Source organism: Enterococcus ureasiticus (assembly GCF_001730285.1).
Lineage (GTDB): Bacteria > Bacillota > Bacilli > Lactobacillales > Enterococcaceae > Enterococcus_L > Enterococcus_L ureasiticus.
Window position 1 is genome coordinate 491,213 of the sequence record NZ_MIJZ01000013.1, and the last position, 17,002, is coordinate 508,214.

Annotated in this window: 14 protein-coding genes, 1 riboswitch and 1 other annotated feature (1 of these 16 only partly in view); of the genes, 6 read left to right on the forward strand and 8 right to left on the reverse strand. The window is 36.8% G+C overall.

The features are described from left to right. Positions 1 to 245, reverse strand: a binding site (T-box leader) (it extends 37 nt beyond the left edge of the window). 53 nt (positions 246 to 298) lie between these two features. Beyond that, positions 299 to 2,386, reverse strand: a complete 2,088-nt coding sequence (locus BCR21_RS10745; RefSeq protein WP_069646452.1) for a muramidase family protein — start codon at positions 2,384 to 2,386, stop codon at positions 299 to 301. A 307-nt stretch (positions 2,387 to 2,693) separates the two neighbouring features. Here BCR21_RS10745 and BCR21_RS10750 point away from each other — a divergent pair, with 307 nt between their 5' ends. The 5 genes from BCR21_RS10750 to mnmM all read left to right on the forward strand — a co-directional run bounded on the left by BCR21_RS10750 (position 2,694) and on the right by mnmM (position 6,769). Next, on the forward strand, positions 2,694 to 3,350 hold the full coding sequence (locus BCR21_RS10750; protein ID WP_069646453.1) for a DUF1700 domain-containing protein: 657 nt from the start codon (positions 2,694 to 2,696) through the stop codon (positions 3,348 to 3,350). Between the two features lies 1 nt (position 3,351). After that, a complete protein-coding gene (locus BCR21_RS10755; RefSeq protein ID WP_069646454.1) occupies positions 3,352 to 4,383 on the forward strand; it encodes a DUF4097 family beta strand repeat-containing protein in 1,032 nt (343 codons plus the stop codon). Between the two features lie 189 nt (positions 4,384 to 4,572). Beyond that, the gene (locus tag BCR21_RS10760) at positions 4,573 to 5,223 is read left to right on the forward strand and encodes a phosphatase PAP2 family protein (RefSeq protein WP_069646455.1); all 651 of its coding nucleotides are present in this window, start codon (positions 4,573 to 4,575) and stop codon (positions 5,221 to 5,223) included. A gap of 14 nt (positions 5,224 to 5,237) precedes the next feature. After that, positions 5,238 to 6,206, forward strand: a complete 969-nt coding sequence (mnmL, locus tag BCR21_RS10765; protein ID WP_069646456.1) for a tRNA modification radical SAM protein MnmL/YtqA — start codon at positions 5,238 to 5,240, stop codon at positions 6,204 to 6,206. Then, a complete protein-coding gene (gene mnmM, locus BCR21_RS10770) occupies positions 6,206 to 6,769 on the forward strand; it encodes a tRNA 5-(aminomethyl)-2-thiouridylate-methyltransferase MnmM (protein WP_069646457.1) in 564 nt (187 codons plus the stop codon). Before mnmL ends, mnmM begins: the two co-directional genes overlap by 1 nt. A 94-nt stretch (positions 6,770 to 6,863) precedes the next feature. Here the strand turns inward: mnmM and BCR21_RS10775 are convergent, their stop codons facing one another. Further along, positions 6,864 to 8,633, reverse strand: a complete 1,770-nt coding sequence (locus tag BCR21_RS10775) for an ABC transporter ATP-binding protein (RefSeq protein ID WP_069646458.1) — start codon at positions 8,631 to 8,633, stop codon at positions 6,864 to 6,866. After that, positions 8,626 to 10,335 carry an ABC transporter ATP-binding protein gene (locus BCR21_RS10780; protein ID WP_420809826.1) on the reverse strand — a complete coding sequence of 570 codons (1,710 nt, stop codon included), beginning with the start codon at positions 10,333 to 10,335 and terminating at the stop codon, positions 8,626 to 8,628. Before BCR21_RS10780 ends, BCR21_RS10775 begins: the two co-directional genes overlap by 8 nt. 237 nt (positions 10,336 to 10,572) lie before the next feature. Between BCR21_RS10780 and BCR21_RS10785 the strand changes: the two genes are divergently transcribed. Continuing rightward, the gene (locus BCR21_RS10785; RefSeq protein ID WP_069646460.1) at positions 10,573 to 11,220 is read left to right on the forward strand and encodes a TetR/AcrR family transcriptional regulator C-terminal domain-containing protein; all 648 of its coding nucleotides are present in this window, start codon (positions 10,573 to 10,575) and stop codon (positions 11,218 to 11,220) included. A 53-nt stretch (positions 11,221 to 11,273) separates the two neighbouring features. Here the strand turns inward: BCR21_RS10785 and BCR21_RS10790 are convergent, their stop codons facing one another. The 5 genes from BCR21_RS10790 to BCR21_RS17015 form a co-directional block, all read right to left on the reverse strand. Beyond that, positions 11,274 to 12,062: an alpha/beta hydrolase gene (locus tag BCR21_RS10790; RefSeq protein WP_069646461.1), complete on the reverse strand. Its 789-nt coding sequence runs from the start codon at positions 12,060 to 12,062 to the stop codon at positions 11,274 to 11,276. 239 nt (positions 12,063 to 12,301) lie between these two features. Beyond that, positions 12,302 to 13,765 carry an MDR family MFS transporter gene (locus tag BCR21_RS10795; protein WP_069646462.1) on the reverse strand — a complete coding sequence of 488 codons (1,464 nt, stop codon included), beginning with the start codon at positions 13,763 to 13,765 and terminating at the stop codon, positions 12,302 to 12,304. 368 nt (positions 13,766 to 14,133) lie between these two features. Next, a complete protein-coding gene (gene metK / locus BCR21_RS10800; protein WP_069646463.1) occupies positions 14,134 to 15,321 on the reverse strand; it encodes a methionine adenosyltransferase in 1,188 nt (395 codons plus the stop codon). Beyond that, positions 15,319 to 15,460: riboswitch (SMK box riboswitch) on the reverse strand. Its footprint overlaps the gene before it by 3 nt. Before the next feature lie 135 nt (positions 15,461 to 15,595). Further along, on the reverse strand, positions 15,596 to 16,315 hold the full coding sequence (gene lepB / locus BCR21_RS10805; protein ID WP_069646464.1) for a signal peptidase I: 720 nt from the start codon (positions 16,313 to 16,315) through the stop codon (positions 15,596 to 15,598). 19 nt (positions 16,316 to 16,334) lie between these two features. Further along, positions 16,335 to 17,002 (reverse strand): hypothetical protein (locus BCR21_RS17015; protein WP_069646483.1); only part of this gene is annotated, 668 nt, incomplete at its 5' end.

Below are 17,002 nucleotides of genomic sequence, written 5' to 3' on the forward strand. Positions count from 1 at the left end.
ATTTACTTGTATAAATACAAGCCTCAACGCTGTAACGACCGTCGCCGATTTTACTTACTAAAGTTCAGATGATCGCCGAATTATTACTCGTCACTCATCTACATCGAAAAAAGCTCAAATAGCATTTCTTCACTCATTCAGTAAAATAACTCAAAGGCGAGTTCGAAAGCTTCTGTGCGTATTTTCACCAACCATACGCTCTCTTAAACATGGTTCTTTCTACTATTCCTTTTCACTGTTTATATATATCTGTCATGTGCTATCATACTACCAAAGATCTCAGCCAATTTCAATTGTTTTATTTAACTTTCAATGTTTGACCAATATAAATTGTATCGTTAGATAGGCCGTTCAATTGTTTGATTCTTTGGACGCTTGTTCCATATTTTTGAGAAAGCCCCCATAAGGTATCTCCACTTTTTACAGTATGTGCCCCTGCTGTTTGACTACTACCTTGATTCCCAGATGAACTAGTTGATCCACCTTGGCCTTTTTTCACAACTAAACGTTGACCTGGGTAAATAATATCTCCACTTAAATTGTTCCATTGGCGTAGATTAGCAATACTTATGCCATTTGCATTGGCGATTGCCCATAACGAGTCTCCTGATTTTACCGTGTAGTAGCCAGTGGCTGTACCAGCATTATTTGAGCCGCCTGCGTTTCCAGTTGAGCCGCTATTGCCTCCACTTGTGTTGCCTCCGCCTGCGTTGCCAGAACCTTTTTTCACGATCAGTTTTTGACCTGGGTAAATGATATCTCCACTTAAATTATTCCATTGACGTAGGTTAGCGATACTTATGCCATTTGCATTGGCAATTGCCCATAACGAGTCTCCTGATTTTACTGTGTAGTATGAGTTTGAGGTTCCTGTATTTCCTGAACCGCCAGTATTACCAGTTGAGCCGCCAGTGTTTCCTCCTGTGCTACCGCCACCAGTATTTCCCGAACCTTTTTTCACGATCAATTTTTGACCTGGGTAAATGATATCTCCACTTAAATTATTCCATTGACGTAGGTTAGCGATACTTATGCCATTTGCATTAGCGATTGCCCATAACGAATCACCTGATTTTACTGTATAGTATGTGTTTGAAGTTCCAGTATTTCCTGAACCACCGGTGTTGCCAGTTGAGCCGCCAGTATTTCCACCGGTATTGCCGCCACCCGTGTTACCAGAACCTTTTTTCACGATCAGTTTTTGACCCACGTAAATCACATCACTAGAAAGTTTATTCCAGCTTTTGATATTAGCGATTGATGTGCCATATTTAGCAGATAATGCCCATAAGCTATCTCCGGCTTTTACAGTATGTGTCACATCTTGACTACTCGTTCCACCACCAGTGTTACCGCCAGTATTTCCACCAGTATTACCTCCTGTGTTACCATTACCAGTATCGCCACCAGTATTTCCACCGCCTGATGAAGGAGTGTCATATTGAGTTAGATTGTATGTTGTAATAATATTATTGAGTTTTGTATTATAGCTAGGATCTGTTGCATAACGTCCTGTCAGCCAAGCCGTTGCATCTCTGTATGAACTCGTATTGCTCTTCCATGCGCCTGAATAATAATAAACACCAGCTTGAAATGATGTATTTCTCAAAACATATGCATTGTCACTAAATGATTCTGAGTAAGAAGGGTATTTTCTAAAAGCTGCATTTACCTGAACCCACTGCCCATTGATCACTTCCCAAGTTTTCATCGTAACAGATTGTCCTTGATAACTTCCTTTGATCCCAAATAGATTGTGGTTTGGTGCTGTAGATAATGTACTTCTCCCCCAGTCACTTTCAAGAATCGCTTGAGCCATCATTACAGAAGCATATAAATCATTTGCTGCTGCAACTGAGCGGGCATGTCCGGAGATTTCAGCAATGAAAGCACTTGGACTGATATTACTAAGTTGAGGAGCTGCTGCTCGCATCATTAGCTCTGGTGTCTTCGGCTCTTCCTTTTCAGCTGTTGAAGAATCTGTTGTTGCAGTTGATTCTTTTGTTGATTCAGTTGTCTCAGTACTTTGTGTTGTTTCTGATGTATTTAATTCTGATGATTCTTGTGTTTCAGACGTTTCTTCACTTGAAGATGTTTCAGGTGCTGTAGTCTGAGTGTCTTGTGTCATCGAATCGTTAGAGTCAGTTGTCGTTTTTTGCGTTTGAACGGCTTCTGTATGTGTATTTGTATCTGAGTAACTTACTTGTTCACTTGGTATCTTATCTTCTGATGCTTCTGCAATTTTTGGCGCGGCAATCGGTGCAGCAATTGAGGAAACAACAATTGCAGAGCTAAGCACAGTGGTTCCTTTTTTAAACTGATCGTAAGCAAGCTTGTTCTGTTCGGCTTTCCTCCGCTCTTTTCTTGATAATTTGTACTTCTCCATAATATATCCTCCGAATTTTCTAAAGAAAGTATTCTTTAATTTATAGTATACCCTTTTTTCAAAGAAAATAGAAATATTTTTTATTTTTTCTTCCCCAAAATGCAAAAAAAAATGTAAAAAATTTCTTTCTAATTTGATTTTTTCCCCACTGACCATTTCGGATTAATTTTTCAATACAACTAGGTCTCAAGTCTGATTCCTCTCTTTACCTTAGGCTGATTTTTTGATTAAAGACTTGTTATTACTTCTAAAAAAAATTATAGTGGAGAAGAAGTAACAAGACTGTAAAAAGAAACGGGGGAACAAAATGAACAAAGAGCACTTTTTAATCGAATTGAAAATCTACTTAAAACCTCTGACCAATCAACAGCAATCTTTTATCTTGAATAAATATGAAACAATTTTTGATGAACGCATAGCTGCTGGAGAAACAGAAGAACAGATTGCAAAAAGTCTAGGAAAACCAAGGGCAATCGCTGAAGAAATTTTACAGGAGTTTGATATCACCGTTCCTGAAAAGAAACTTGAACGAGATGGCTGGCAAGAAATCCAGCCTGTTGTGAATAATGACTATCGTTATGATGAAATACCTGAGCATCCTTATGATGATACTTACCGTTCCTATGAGCGTCCTCATCGTAGTGGTTTTACTCGATTCTGCCAGGTTGCTGGAGTCCTTTCATTTAACTTTCTTTTTATGTTTTGGATGATTTTTGCATTTATTATGGTCGTATTTTCTTGTTGGTTAGTCGCTATTGTTTTCTTATTTTCACCAATTCTTGGAGGCGTTTCAGTATTTTCCGGATTTAATGATGGTGCGATATTCCAATTGTCTGTTAGTATTTTCCTTTTTGGTGCCGGGATTATCGGATTATTGATCTTGACGCCCTTAACAAAATTCTTTGGAAAAGTTTTGAAACGATATCTGCAATGGAATATTCGCGTTTTAAGAGGAGAGGTTTAATATGAAAAAGACAACTGCTTTTTTTCTGACCATTGGTGTTTTATCCATGATCATCGGTGGAATGGGAAGTGCCGTTTACTTCAGACGCGCTGAAAATTCTATGACAGATACAAAAGAACAAACATATGAGATAAAAAATAAACAAAGTACAAAAGAAATCCATCTTAAGCTTTCTGGTAATGCTGAGTTTCATATTCTTACTGAAAATTCGAATAAGATCGTAATGAATACTCGAAGTTCTATGCCCATTTCAATTAACAGCTCTTTAGAGGTTAAGGAAACAGACAACCAACTGACGGTTTCAGCAAACAGTAATAAGAATAAACAAGAACTAAACGGAATAAAATTTGGGATTTTCAATCGAGGGTCAGCAGTAACATTAACGATCCCTGACGATACTGAACGCTTAATAATCGATGGCAATGCTGACGATACTATCAATCTTTCGGGTGTCACAACAAAAGATTTATCTATTAAAATGACCAATGCGGACATTAACGTTCTTAATACCAATACAGAAAAATTGACGCTTGAAACTAGCAATGGTCATCTTAACGTTCAGAATGATGTTCAAGCAGAAGAAGCGACATTCAAAACCACTAATGGCGATATTCAAATAGGTAATTTTGTTGCATCTAATTGGTCTGCTGCTAGTACATCTGGCGATATTTCCTTGAATTCAGTCAGAGGGAGCTCTAAAATAGAAACCACTAATGGAGAAATCCAAGCAACTAATTTAAAAGGCGAAGCTATCATCAAGAGTATCAACGGCGATTTTTCATTATATGGAACAGAAACTCCTAAAAAATTACTGGTTGAAACCCAACGAGGAAGTATTGATTTGCACACAGAAGAAATTTTGTACGATGTAACAATCAAAACAAAAACAAAATTGGGTGATAGTACGATATTTGGAAAAGAACGAACATCTTACAAAAAAGGTAAAGGAACAAAATCATTCACGTTACAAACGAGTTCTGGGGATATTTCAGTTGAAGGTCCTTCAGATTATGAAGATGGAGAAGATGACTAATTTTCTTTTACATTCAGAGAGATCGGAGCAAAAGTGTTTACTTTTATTCCAACTGTTCATTCGCATTTAGGGTGTGAGACAAAAGTGGATTTGACTTTTGTCTCACACCCTCTTTTTTGATGATTCTCAGATGTGTTCTTAATTATTTGATGTTATAATAAACTTTATCTAATCTGGAAAGGATCTTTCATGAAAAATAAATTATACTATCAATTTGCAGGCAGCTGTTTTTTAGTTGTCTTTATGTTTTTAGGCTACGTAGTGCGTTTTTACCCTGGTTGGTTAAAAGGGTTTGACCAAACGATCACGACGATCGTGCGGACGCCTTATCCTTCAGCTAATCAATTTTTCATTTGGTATACAAAGTTCGCTGATCCATTGACGGTAGGAATTTTGACTTTAGCAATTGCTTTTATATTTTTTAGAGGAAAATATTATGCGGAAATGCTTTGGCTTTTGATCAATACTGGATTGATTGCAGGTGTTGCTAACCCATTGATCAAGTTATTATTTATGCGCCCTCGTCCAACCTTAAATCATTTAGTAACAGAGCATAGTTACAGTTTTCCAAGTGGTCATTCTACTGGAAGCGTATTGTTGTATGGAACGATTATTTTATTATTACCGCAATTTATTAAGCAAAAAAATCTTTGTTTATTTTTACAAATCCTCTTAGGATTAGGTGTTTTTCTGATTGGTATCAGCCGAATCTATGCTGGTGTTCATTTCCCTAGTGACGTTTTAGGTGGATTCTGTTTTGGTTTAGCTTGGCTATTGATGACCTATCCAATTTATTTAGAAAAACGCTTTGTCTGGCGCTTTAAAAGTAAACAACAATAGAAAGAAGAAGAATTATGTCTGAATTTATCTATACGGAAGATCCAAATAAACGATATCATACATGGAATTACGCATTACGTCAGCAGTTTGGCGGGAAAATATTTAAGGTCCCTTTAGATGGCGGGTTTGATTGTCCTAATCGAGATGGAACTGTCGCAAAAGGCGGTTGTACTTTTTGCAGCGTTTCAGGATCAGGTGATATGATCGTTGCCCCTCAAGATCCTTTGCCGATTCAATTTCAAAAAGAAGTTCATATGATGCATAAAAAGTGGCCGAATGTTGACCAATATATCGTCTATTTTCAAAACTTCACAAATACGCATGCGCCTGTTGAAGTGATTCGGCATCGTTTTGAACAAGTGGTCAACGAAAAAGGTGTTGTCGGTATTTCGATTGGGACTCGTCCAGATTGTCTACCTGATGAGGTTGTCGAATATTTAGCTGAACTGAATCAGCGGTATTATTTGTGGGTGGAATTGGGATTACAGACGACCTATGAAAACACAAGCAGTACGATCAACCGAGCCCATGATTATCAAACGTATTTAGACGGCGTAGCAAAATTACGGAAACATGATATTCGAGTTTGTACTCATCTAATCAATGGTTTGCCTGGAGAAAATCTAGATATGATGAGAGAAAATGTTCGTCGAACGATTCTTGATTCAGATATTCAAGGGATCAAATTACACCTATTGCACCTTATGACCAATACACGTATGCTAAGAGATTATCATGAGGGACGTTTGCAGTTAATGACCCGAACTGATTACGTAAATGTTATTTGTGATCAGCTAGAAATGATTCCACCTGAAATCGTGATCCATCGTTTAACGGGGGACGCACCTACTGATTCTTTAGTTGGTCCGATGTGGAGTTTGAAAAAATGGGAAGTCTTGAATGCCATTGATGATGAGATGAAACGTCGTGAAAGTGTTCAAGGTATCTATAATGTACGCAAAACTACGGAGGTATTTAGCTAATGTTACAAACAGCTCTCCATTTTAGTCATACACTTTTAAAAGAAGTGATTCAAGTTGGCGATATAGTCGTTGATGCTACGATGGGTAATGGGAACGATACAGCTTTTCTAGCAGAACTCGTTGGTTCAACTGGTTTAGTCTACGCATTTGATGTCCAAGAAAAAGCCCTGATAAATACAGAAAAGAAGCTCACTGAATTAGGTTTAAAAGATCAGACTACATTATTGCATCAAGGTCATGAAACCCTTGGAGAAGCCATTCCAGAAGAAACTCAACTGACAGCAGCTATTTTTAATTTGGGCTATCTCCCTAAAAGTGATAAACAAGTCATTACCAAACCTGATACAACAAAAAAAGCTCTAGATGCATTGCTTGCTAGGCTAAAGCCTAAAGGACGAATCATTTTAGTCGTTTATTATGGACATACTGGCGGCGAAGCTGAATTAGCATTGGTCCAAGAGTATTCTCAAAAATTACCTCAAGAAGAGTATAGTGTACTGACATATCAGTTTATCAATCAGAAGAATAATCCACCGATTTTATTTTGTTTTGAAAAAAAATAAGATACTATTAACAAACTGAGTATATAGATAAAAAAATAACTTGAGTCTCGTACTACACAAGACTCAAGTTATTTTAATACGCTATTTTAGACGTCTATTCAAATACAAATTGATTGTGATACAATTCTGAATAAAAACCTTCTTGTTTCAACAATTCATGATGGCTTCCTTCTTCGATCACTTCACCGTTTCTTAAAACAACAATACGATCTGCATTCAAAATTGTTTTCAAGCGGTGAGCAATGACAAAGCTGGTTCTGCCTTTGATTGCTTCATCCATTGCTTTTTGAATTTTTGCTTCTGTTACAGTATCTACGTTACTTGTAGCTTCATCTAAAATCAATAATGATGGATTTGTGATGATTGTACGTGCAATACTAATCAGTTGTTTTTGACCTGTACTAAAAATATTGTTTTCCTCAGTAATTTCAGTGTCATAGCCATTTTCTTGTTCCATGATGAACTCGTGAATATTTGCTTGTTTAGCAGCCCCTATAATCTCTTCTTCAGTAGCATCGGGTTTACCAAAAGCGATATTTGCTCGAATTGTTCCAGAGAATAAAACTGAATCTTGTAAAACGATTCCGACATGACTTCTTAAACTACTTAATTCGATTTCACGAATATCTGTACCATCAAATGTAACCGAACCGCTATTCACATCATAAAAACGATTCAATAAATTCATGATCGTCGTTTTACCTGAACCCGTTGGGCCAACTAAAGCGACCATTTCACCCTTGCTTACATTAATTGAAACGTCTTTTAAAATTTGTACCTCTGGATCATAACCAAATTCAACATGATTCAACGAGACAGATTCATTGATACCATCGATTTCTTTACCATCTTTTGGATTAATTTCATCTGGCTCATCAAACATTTCATTCAAACGACGAGCTCCTGTAATCGCCAATTGGATCATACTGTATCCAGAAGAAATCTGCATCAATGGTTGGTAATATTGTTGTGAATATTGAACAAATGTTACGACTAAACCTAAAGCAACTGTTTTTTCCAAATCGCCATTTAATGCTAACCAACCACCAAAGAAAATCACAATAGCGGTATTTACAAGGGACATTCCCTGCATCATTGGAAATAGCAGTCCAGAATAAACTTGCCCTTTAAACGTTGCTTTACGTACGGTTTCATTACGTTCCAAGAAGCCATCGATCGTTTCTTCTTGTAAACCATTTGTAATGATCACACGTTGCCCACTGATTTTTTCATCCATATAACCATTTAGTTTTCCAACTTCATCTTGTTGGATATCAACATATTTTCTTGCCTTGCTAATAACAACTACAGCAATTAAAATTGCTACAGGCGTAGAAGCAATCGTCGCCCATGCCAATTGAACATTTTGACGGAACATCATGATCAAGATTCCAACAAATAATGCCGCATTCGTCAACACTTGAAGTAAGGCTTGATTCAAACTATTTTGGATATTATCCAAATCACTGGTAAAACGACTTAAAATTTCTCCATCTTGATGTGAATCAAAGAAACGAATCGTTAATTTTTCTAATTTATTGAATAAGCCGATACGCATCCGGTTTGTTGATTTTCCAACAACTTGGGTAAATAGTATGCTGTAAATAAAGTTTGCTGCACTTGTTAGTACATAAAAAATCAATAACTTCCAGATAATATCGATGAATTTGCTTTTATCATCAGTTCCTTGCGCTAAAGCGCCAACGTAATTTGCCAGTTCTTGAATTGCTTCACCTACAAATTGAGGTGCTTTAACTTGTAAATACGTAGCAATAACAATTGTCACAAAGATAAACAAGAAGGAAAGTTTATAACGTTTTAAATAATGAAAAAAGAATTTACTTGCTCTTATTAAATCAGTCATTATTTTCATCCTTTCCTTTTTGCGTTTCGTAGATTTCTTGATAGATTGGGTTTGTTTTTGCTAATTCTTCATGCGTTCCCTCACCCACTAATTGGCCTTTATCTAAAACTAAAATCCGATCTGCATGTACTACAGAAGAAATTTTCTGTGCGATTACAATCGTTGTTGTATCTTTTAAATCTCTATCCAACGCTTCTCTTACTAAACGCTCTGAACGGGCATCTAAGGCACTTGTACTGTCATCTAATATCAAAATCTTAGGATCACCGATCACCCCTCGTGAAATAGATAAGCGTTGTTTTTGTCCACCTGAGAAGTTGTTGCTTCGTTCAGCAACTGGAGCTTCATATTGTAATGATAATTTCTCAATAAATTCTTTTGCTTGCGCAATTTCAGTTGCCCGAGACATATCGGCTTCACTAGCATCTCGTTTTCCCTGACGTAAATTTTGTGAAATCGTACCAGAGAAAAGAATCGCTTTTTGTAATACGAAAGACACAGCTTTACGCAAACTATGTTCATTGACATCCTTCAAGTCAATTCCGCCAACTTCCACTTTCCCCTCAGACGGATCAAATAATCGTGGAATCAATTGTGCCAAAGTTGACTTACCAGCACCAGTTGCGCCTACGATCCCGACCATTTCACCTGGTTTGATAGAAAACGATACATCTTTCAACGTATCTGTATCATCTCCTGGATAACGGAAACTAACATGATCAAAAACCACACTACCATTTAATTTTTGTTCTGGTACATCTTTATATGTTAGTGCTGGAACTGTGTCCATGACTTCCTTGATCCGCTTGATTGAAACAGCAGCACGAGAAGTCATCATCATCATCATTCCGCCAATAATGATCGCCATCATGATTTGCATTAAATAGCTCATGAATGAGGCAATACCACCGATAACAGTTGGATCATCTTTTACAAGATTACCTACAAGAAAAATAGACCCTACAACAGCTAAATTAGCTGCCAACATAAACGATGGGATCATTACAGAAAACAGTGTTCCAACAATCAAGTTGTGTTTCGTCAATTCTTCACTGACTTTGGTGAAACGGTTTAATTCATTCTTTTCCTGAACAAAGGATTTAACGACACGAATACCTAAAAGATTTTCTTTAGCTAAACCATTTACTTTATCGATCAATGTTTGGATGATCATAAAGTGTTTGCCCATCTGTGAAAACGATAGTGCTGTGATAATGAATACAGCGATGACCAATAAAACGATCACCCACCACAGCTGCGGCAATGTCATCATTGCTAGAATAAAACTACCGATAAACAGAATCGGGATTCTAAATAATGACTGTAACGCAATCATGATCACATTTTGAATTTGAGTCACATCATTAGTTAAACGAACCACTAAATTCCCCGCTGAAAATTCTTCGATATTTCCAAATGAAAATGTTTGGATCTTACGAAAAGTTGCTTCACGAATATCTGCACTCACACCTTGTGCGACTTTCGCAGAATATATCGTGTTGAAAACACCAGCAATCAAGCCGAGGCCTGCAATCCCAATCAAATACAAGCCAAGTTCTTTCATTTGACTCTTATCCTCTTTAATAATTGCTTCTAACACTTTTTGTAATAGTTTAGGTTGCCATAATGCCGACATGACCATGACAACAACGGTAATCAAGGCTATGGAAACTTCCAGCTTGTACTTTTTGATATGTTCCATAATAATACTCACTTATATCCCAACTTTCTTTGTAAAACTAGCCTTATCCAGTTCGTTGTGCAACTTTCAACAATCATTTAGTGTTATTATATAGTCATAGACAATGTGCGAGACACGTTCACTTTCATTGACTTCACAAACTTAACACTGTAAAGTTAGGCCGTATAACAATTTACCATTTTTAGAAACGAAATTCAAGAACTTAGCTTACATTTTTAGATAAAAGGATGAGAAAATTTGGAATCAAAATTATCAAAAGAAAAAATCGTTCAAGCTGCATTTCAGTTATTAACAGAAAATCCTGAATTAGAAAAATTATCCATGCGTAAAGTCGCTCAAAAACTTAATGTAAAAGCCCCTGCGATTTATTGGCATGTGGAAAATAAACAAGCCTTACTTCAAAGTATGGCTGAGGAAATAGAAAATCATTTTATTCCACCAAAACCTCAAGAAACTTGGAAAGAAACAATTTATGCGTATATGGAAAACTATTATGAATTGTATCAGCAATATCCTTGTGCTATAGAAATCGAAATTCAAACGATTCCTTCTTACCCTTCTCGTTTAAGAAATCTCGACGCAATATTGTCTATTCTGAATAAAGCCGGATTTTCCATCGAATTAAGTTATATGACGATCACCTCTTTACAGCATTTACTATTCGGCATGCTGTTGGATTCTGCCGAAGAGAAGAAATTGTATAATAAAGTGATGTCTGGCGACGATTATTTGAAAAAGCAAATTATCTTGATGAAACAATACGTTCAGGATCATAAGCTGAATAATATCAGTGAAAGCATTCAATATCGGCAAAAAGAAAAACAAAAAGATTTTTTTATGAAGACATTGCGAGTGTTTTTGAATGGGTTAGATACCTTCGTCTAATAGTAAATACGCAAAAAGCTTAGACATTTTTTATTTGTCCAAGCTTTTTTTCTTTATTTATCTAGCGGCAACCATTCTAATACTCGTTGAATCCACTTATCCCAAAAGACCCAATCATGGTTACCCGGGCCTGTTTCAAATGTATGTTCAATATTATAAGCTGTAAGTTTTGTCGCCATTGTTTTATTTCCATGTAAAAGAAAATCCTCTTCGCCACAACAAAGAAAAATATTTGGTACATCATCTCCACTTGCAACTAGCTGATCAAGTAAAAATATGGGATCATTGATCGATCCTTGAATATTTTCCAACGGACCAAAAATACCTTCCCAAAAGCCTCTTCCTTTGATCGCTAATAGATCTTCTATTCTGTCAGCAAGATTCACTGCACCTGATAAGGAAGCTACCGCTCTAAAGCTTTCAGGTTTTGTTAGTCCAAGTTTTAAAGCACCATATCCACCCATTGACAGTCCTACCGCAAATGTTTTTTCTCTTTTTATCGTTAACTGTGGAAATAATTCATGACAGATCTTCGGTAGCTCCTCAGAAATAAACGTCCAGTAATTCATTTCATAAGTTGTATCTGTATACCACCCGAGTTCTGTAGATGGCATGATCACAGCCATTCCCAAATTTGCAACATAACGTTCTATCGATGTTCGGCGTTCCCATACGCTATGATTTCCACCCATCCCGTGAAGTAAATACATAACAGGTACATCTGTAAGATTTCCTTTTGTCGCTGTACCAATTTTTTTCTCCGTTTTTTGAGGTAAAATAACATTTACTGATACTTCCATTTCTAATACGTTAGAATAAATATTCGTTTGTAAAAAAGCCATCCAACATCCCTCATTTTCTGTTTTCTACTATTGTAGCATTAAATCGATTATTTTTTGATATATATAAAACAAAAAACTCGTTCTTCTTAGAAGAACGAGCAGAGGAGGAGTTAAAATGAAAATATGTTTAATTAAGTTGTTTTCTATTGGTATGCTTATATAATACAAAGCAAATATGAACTTTCCATGTCAAAACTTCGTATTCTATAGTCCTTTTTTATACAGAAATAGAAATTCCTTTACTTAGCCACTTTCTTTTTAACGCTCACATTTAAAATGATCGCAACGATAATCAAACCGATTCCGACTAAATACACATTATGAAGACCAGCATATAGCATGCCGCGTAAAGGTTTCAGTAAGTCTGCCGGTATCGTATTGGCCGTATGCGGATTAACAAGTTGATTCATCACATCAGAATCCACTTGTAATGTACTTTTCGCTAATTCAGAAGTTGTTACTGCATTGATGATCACACCAAAAATCGACACCATCAATGTTTGCCCAATCGTTCTAGCTAATGTATTGAATGACGTTGCAACCCCCATTTCAGATGGATCTACACTGCTTTGAGCAGTCACAGTTGTTGTTGTGATCGTAATCCCAAAACCAATTCCCAAAACAGAAGAAATCGCGAAGAACCAGATAAATGAAATCGTTGCTGGAACCAACACTAAGAAAATACCGCCTAGCAATGTAATACTCAAGCCAATTGTCAGTACTCTTTTTGTTGTATGCTTCTCCATTAAATTACTAGCAATGAACGAACCTACCATCCATAAAATCGACATTGGTGCTAATACTAATCCACCGATTCCAGCGCTTTTACCCAATACGCCTTGCATCCACATTGGAATGTACACTTCTACACCCATCAAAAATCCGCTAATTAAAGCTGCTACAATATTGACGATCACAAATGTGGAATTTTTAAACAGCATCAAATCGATAACAGGATCTTTGGCTCTTTTTTCCACAAAAACAAAGCCAATAAAGAATAAAACAGAAGCCCCCAAACATAAGAACACTTTTAAACTAAAACCGCCATCACCAATTAATTGAAATCCTAATAATAACGTTAATAAAACGAACATCAGCTGAACGCTACCTAAGATATCCATTGGTACTTTAGATTTCTCTCTTTTTGGTTCCACTAAAAAGTAAGCGATCAAGCCCATCAAGACAAGTCCAATTGGTACGTTAATGAAGAAAATCCAGTGCCAACCCACAGTATCTACAATAAAACCGCCTGCAAGTGGACCAAAAATACTGGCAATTCCCCAAGCTGCACTATTTAGACCTAACATTTTGGCACGTTTATCAATTGAATAGATATCCGCTAAAATTGTCAATGCAACTGGCATAATGGCCCCTGCTCCGATTCCTTGAATTGCGCGAGCAATAATCAAGGTGATCATATTTTGCGCTAAGCCACAAAGTGACGAACCGATAATAAAAATAATAATTCCAATCATGAATATCGGTTTACGCCCGATTTTGTCTGCTAGCTTTCCGTAAATCGGTGTTAGCATTGCATTTGTTAATAAGTAAATAGAAAAAACCCAGTTCATAATTTCCATGCCGTGCAGTGATCCTACGATCGTTGGCATCGCTGTTGAAACGATTGTTCCTTCGATTGCTGTCATAAATGTTGCAACGAAAACACTGATTGTTACAAGTTTGACGTTTGTTTTTCTTTCCATGTATCTCCATCCTTTTTAATTTTTTTGCTTTAATAAAGTTACTTATAAATTCATTTACAGAGGTTTGGTGGTACTTTTGTGAGATTTTACATTACTATCAGATTTTTAGGTTTGCTGTAATCTACTCATGATTAATTTTGTGGATTGCTGGATTTTATTTGTTGTTTGGTTTATGGCGGTTGGTGGTTGCACTCTCTTGGGCTGCTGACTTCTATTTGTTATTAGCATTATAGCGTTTGGCGTTTCACTAGTAAGGTAACTTCTCTCCCTTTGGTCGCCAAGTACTGTTCAACATCTGCTCTGCGTAGCAGTCGCAGTGTTTCACAGCAAAACGGCGCCACTAATTTTCATTAGTAGCGCCGCCTCGTTTACTCCATCAAGCTTTTCTTGATTGCATCGACTTTATCTGTCTGCTCCCAAGGTAGTTCAATGTCTGTACGACCAAAATGACCATATGCTGCCGTCTGTTTGTAGATTGGACGACGCAAGTCAAGCATTTCAATAATTCCTGCTGGACGCAGGTCAAAGTTTTCCCGAACGGCTGCAATCAATTTGCTTTCAGGGACTTCACTTGTCCCAAAAGTATTGATTGAAATCGATACAGGTTGTGCTACACCAATTGCGTAAGCTAACTGAACTTCAACTTTTTCAGCTAATCCTGCTGCAACGATATTTTTTGCAATATATCGTGCTGCGTAACTTGCAGAACGATCGACCTTAGTCGCGTCTTTTCCTGAAAAGGCACCGCCACCATGACGAGCGTAACCGCCATAGGTATCTACGATGATCTTACGACCAGTCAAGCCGGCATCTCCTTGAGGTCCACCGATAACAAAGCGACCTGTCGGATTAATAAAGTATTTTGTTTCTTCATCTAGTAATTCTGCTGGGATAACTTCTTCAATAACGAGTGCTTTCACGTCTTTTTGAATTTGCTCCAGCGTAGCTTCTTCATCATGTTGTGTGCTGATCACGACTGTATCTACACGTTGTGGTTTGCCGTTTTCATCATATTCTACTGTCACTTGTGATTTTGCATCTGGACGTAGATAAGGTAGTTTTTCCTCTTTACGTAATTCTGCTAAACGACGAACAAGTTTATGACTTAAAGAGATCGGTAACGGCATTAGTTCTGGGGTTTCATCCACTGCAAAACCAAACATCAAGCCTTGGTCTCCAGCACCAATATCATCTTTGGTATCTTTTTCACCACGTGTTTCTAATGCGTCATCCACACCTTGTGCAATATCCGGTGATTGCTCATCGATTGCAACAAGAACTGCAACGGTATCGCCATCAAATCCATATTTAGCTCGTGTATAGCCAATATCTTTCAATGTTTGTCGAACAACTTTTTGGATATCTACATAAGCAGTTGTAGAAATCTCTCCAAAAACTAAAACCAAGCCAGTTGTAACGCTTGTTTCGCATGCCACACGGGCCAACGGATCTTGTTCCAAAATCGCATCTAGTATTGCGTCACTCACTTGATCGGCAACTTTATCTGGATGTCCTTCAGAAACGGATTCTGATGTAAATAAATGTCTCTCTGTCATAATGTATTCCCCCTAAATTTAGTCGGTTACAAGGCATCTTTGTACAAAATGTAGCACAGCTCGCATCATATCCAAAAAGAATATTTCATCGAAAAGTCTACTATCTTACAACAAATCCTTTCGGGAACTTGTAACGCTTATTAGTATAACAGATTATTGAAGAAAAGACTTCCTATTTGCAAAAAAACACCTTTTGAAATAAAAAAATAAGACAAAGCAGCTCTGCTCGTCTTATCAATTGTATAAATGAAATACCGCCCTAACTTGAAACAAACTAGAAACTTTGCAATAGATGAAGCGGCAAGATTCTCATTTCCACCACACCGATAATATCTTTTTGATCTATCAGTCCATACTGACGACTATCCACCGAATAAGGGCGGTTGTCCCCTAAAACTAGATATTTTCCTTCTGGTATTTCTGATGATCCAGTTAGAGTAAAAATCGAAAAATCATCTGTATAAAGGCGACCGTTTTCTTGAGAGGTTTGCTTTTCATCAAAGATAAATTTTTCTTCTCTATCTTGTCCATCTATTTGCAGCTGATCATTTTTATAGGTTACTTTTTGGCCTGGCATCCCGATGATTCGCCGAACTTCTTTTTCCTTTGTCCCCGGTATCTGAACATATACTAACTCAAAAGTTTTGAGTTTCCCAATTTTATTTACGTAAACCCGATCCCCATCTCTCAATGTGGAAACCATCGAATAACCTTCAACTTTAGGAAGAGAAAATAGAAATACAGACATTAGTAAAACAAGAATACTAGTAATTGCGATTGCACCTAAAAATTCAAATAAAAGATATTTACGCTTTTGTTTTTTCCTTCTCTTTTGAGCTTCAATCAGTGCTTTTTTCGATTTTCCTTTACGTCGTCTTTTTCTTTTTTGTTGACTCTTTTTTGATTGTTCTTGTTTTTGCGGCTTCTTTTTTTGGTTTGGACTTGGATTAGCATGATGCTTTTTCTTTTTGACTGTACGCTTTCGTGATTCCATGATAAATCACCTCAATTGTTTACTTTTTTTGATCCAAAGCAGCTTCATTGATATTGTACAGCTTAAATACTTTTTGCTCGTACTCTTTAACTTTTTTTACATCTTCCTGATACTCTTTTGCCAGATCAGGATTATTATAAATTTGAGTGTAATTTCTCATTACGTTTGTGCCCAGCTCTTTCATTGCATTATAATAACGATTTAATGTCAATTGCCCTTCTTGCGTATTAACAGTACTCGCTTTTTTCGTTCCATAACTCGCAATACTATTGGCAAGATAACGCAAATTGGTTTCTGTTTTATCCTGAGCTTCTGATGCACTGCCTGCTTTTGACAATTCTCCATTAAAATCACTTAAAAGATAATACCCCTTAGAAATTGAATCTGAGTCATCTGTGGTTAAGTTCATTGCCTGATAATAAGCAGAGTAAAAAGCTCCAGCGCCTAGCAATAAACTTGCAACTAATGAAATAATCGCTGCGACCCGCTGATTCTTCTTTTGTTGAATTAATTTCTTCTTTGCAATACGAAGTCTTTTCTTCTTTTTCTTTGTTTTTGGTTTTCTTTTACTTAAACTTTTTACCTTTGCTCCTGTTCTGATTGTTAAAAATAGGAAAAGGATGAAAAATAGGATGGCAAGGACTGCCAACACTAATCCTATAATAAAAAACCAATCTAAGGTTGTCA

Excerpts from the sequence above, each read along its gene's own strand:
- BCR21_RS10745 (WP_069646452.1), bottom strand. The coding sequence starts at position 2,386 with ATGGAGAAGTACAAATTATCAAGAAAAGAGCGGAGGAAAGCCGAACAG.
- metK (WP_069646463.1), bottom strand. The coding sequence starts at position 15,321 with ATGACAGAGAGACATTTATTTACATCAGAATCCGTTTCTGAAGGACAT.
- BCR21_RS10790 (WP_069646461.1), bottom strand. The coding sequence starts at position 12,062 with ATGGCTTTTTTACAAACGAATATTTATTCTAACGTATTAGAAATGGAA.
- BCR21_RS10760 (WP_069646455.1), top strand. The coding sequence starts at position 4,573 with ATGAAAAATAAATTATACTATCAATTTGCAGGCAGCTGTTTTTTAGTT.
- lepB (WP_069646464.1), bottom strand. The coding sequence starts at position 16,315 with ATGGAATCACGAAAGCGTACAGTCAAAAAGAAAAAGCATCATGCTAAT.
- BCR21_RS10755 (WP_069646454.1), top strand. The coding sequence starts at position 3,352 with ATGAAAAAGACAACTGCTTTTTTTCTGACCATTGGTGTTTTATCCATG.
- BCR21_RS10795 (WP_069646462.1), bottom strand. The coding sequence starts at position 13,765 with ATGGAAAGAAAAACAAACGTCAAACTTGTAACAATCAGTGTTTTCGTT.
- BCR21_RS10780 (WP_420809826.1), bottom strand. The coding sequence starts at position 10,335 with ATGGAACATATCAAAAAGTACAAGCTGGAAGTTTCCATAGCCTTGATT.
- mnmL (WP_069646456.1), top strand. The coding sequence starts at position 5,238 with ATGTCTGAATTTATCTATACGGAAGATCCAAATAAACGATATCATACA.
- BCR21_RS10775 (WP_069646458.1), bottom strand. The coding sequence starts at position 8,633 with ATGACTGATTTAATAAGAGCAAGTAAATTCTTTTTTCATTATTTAAAA.
- BCR21_RS10750 (WP_069646453.1), top strand. The coding sequence starts at position 2,694 with ATGAACAAAGAGCACTTTTTAATCGAATTGAAAATCTACTTAAAACCT.
- mnmM (WP_069646457.1), top strand. The coding sequence starts at position 6,206 with ATGTTACAAACAGCTCTCCATTTTAGTCATACACTTTTAAAAGAAGTG.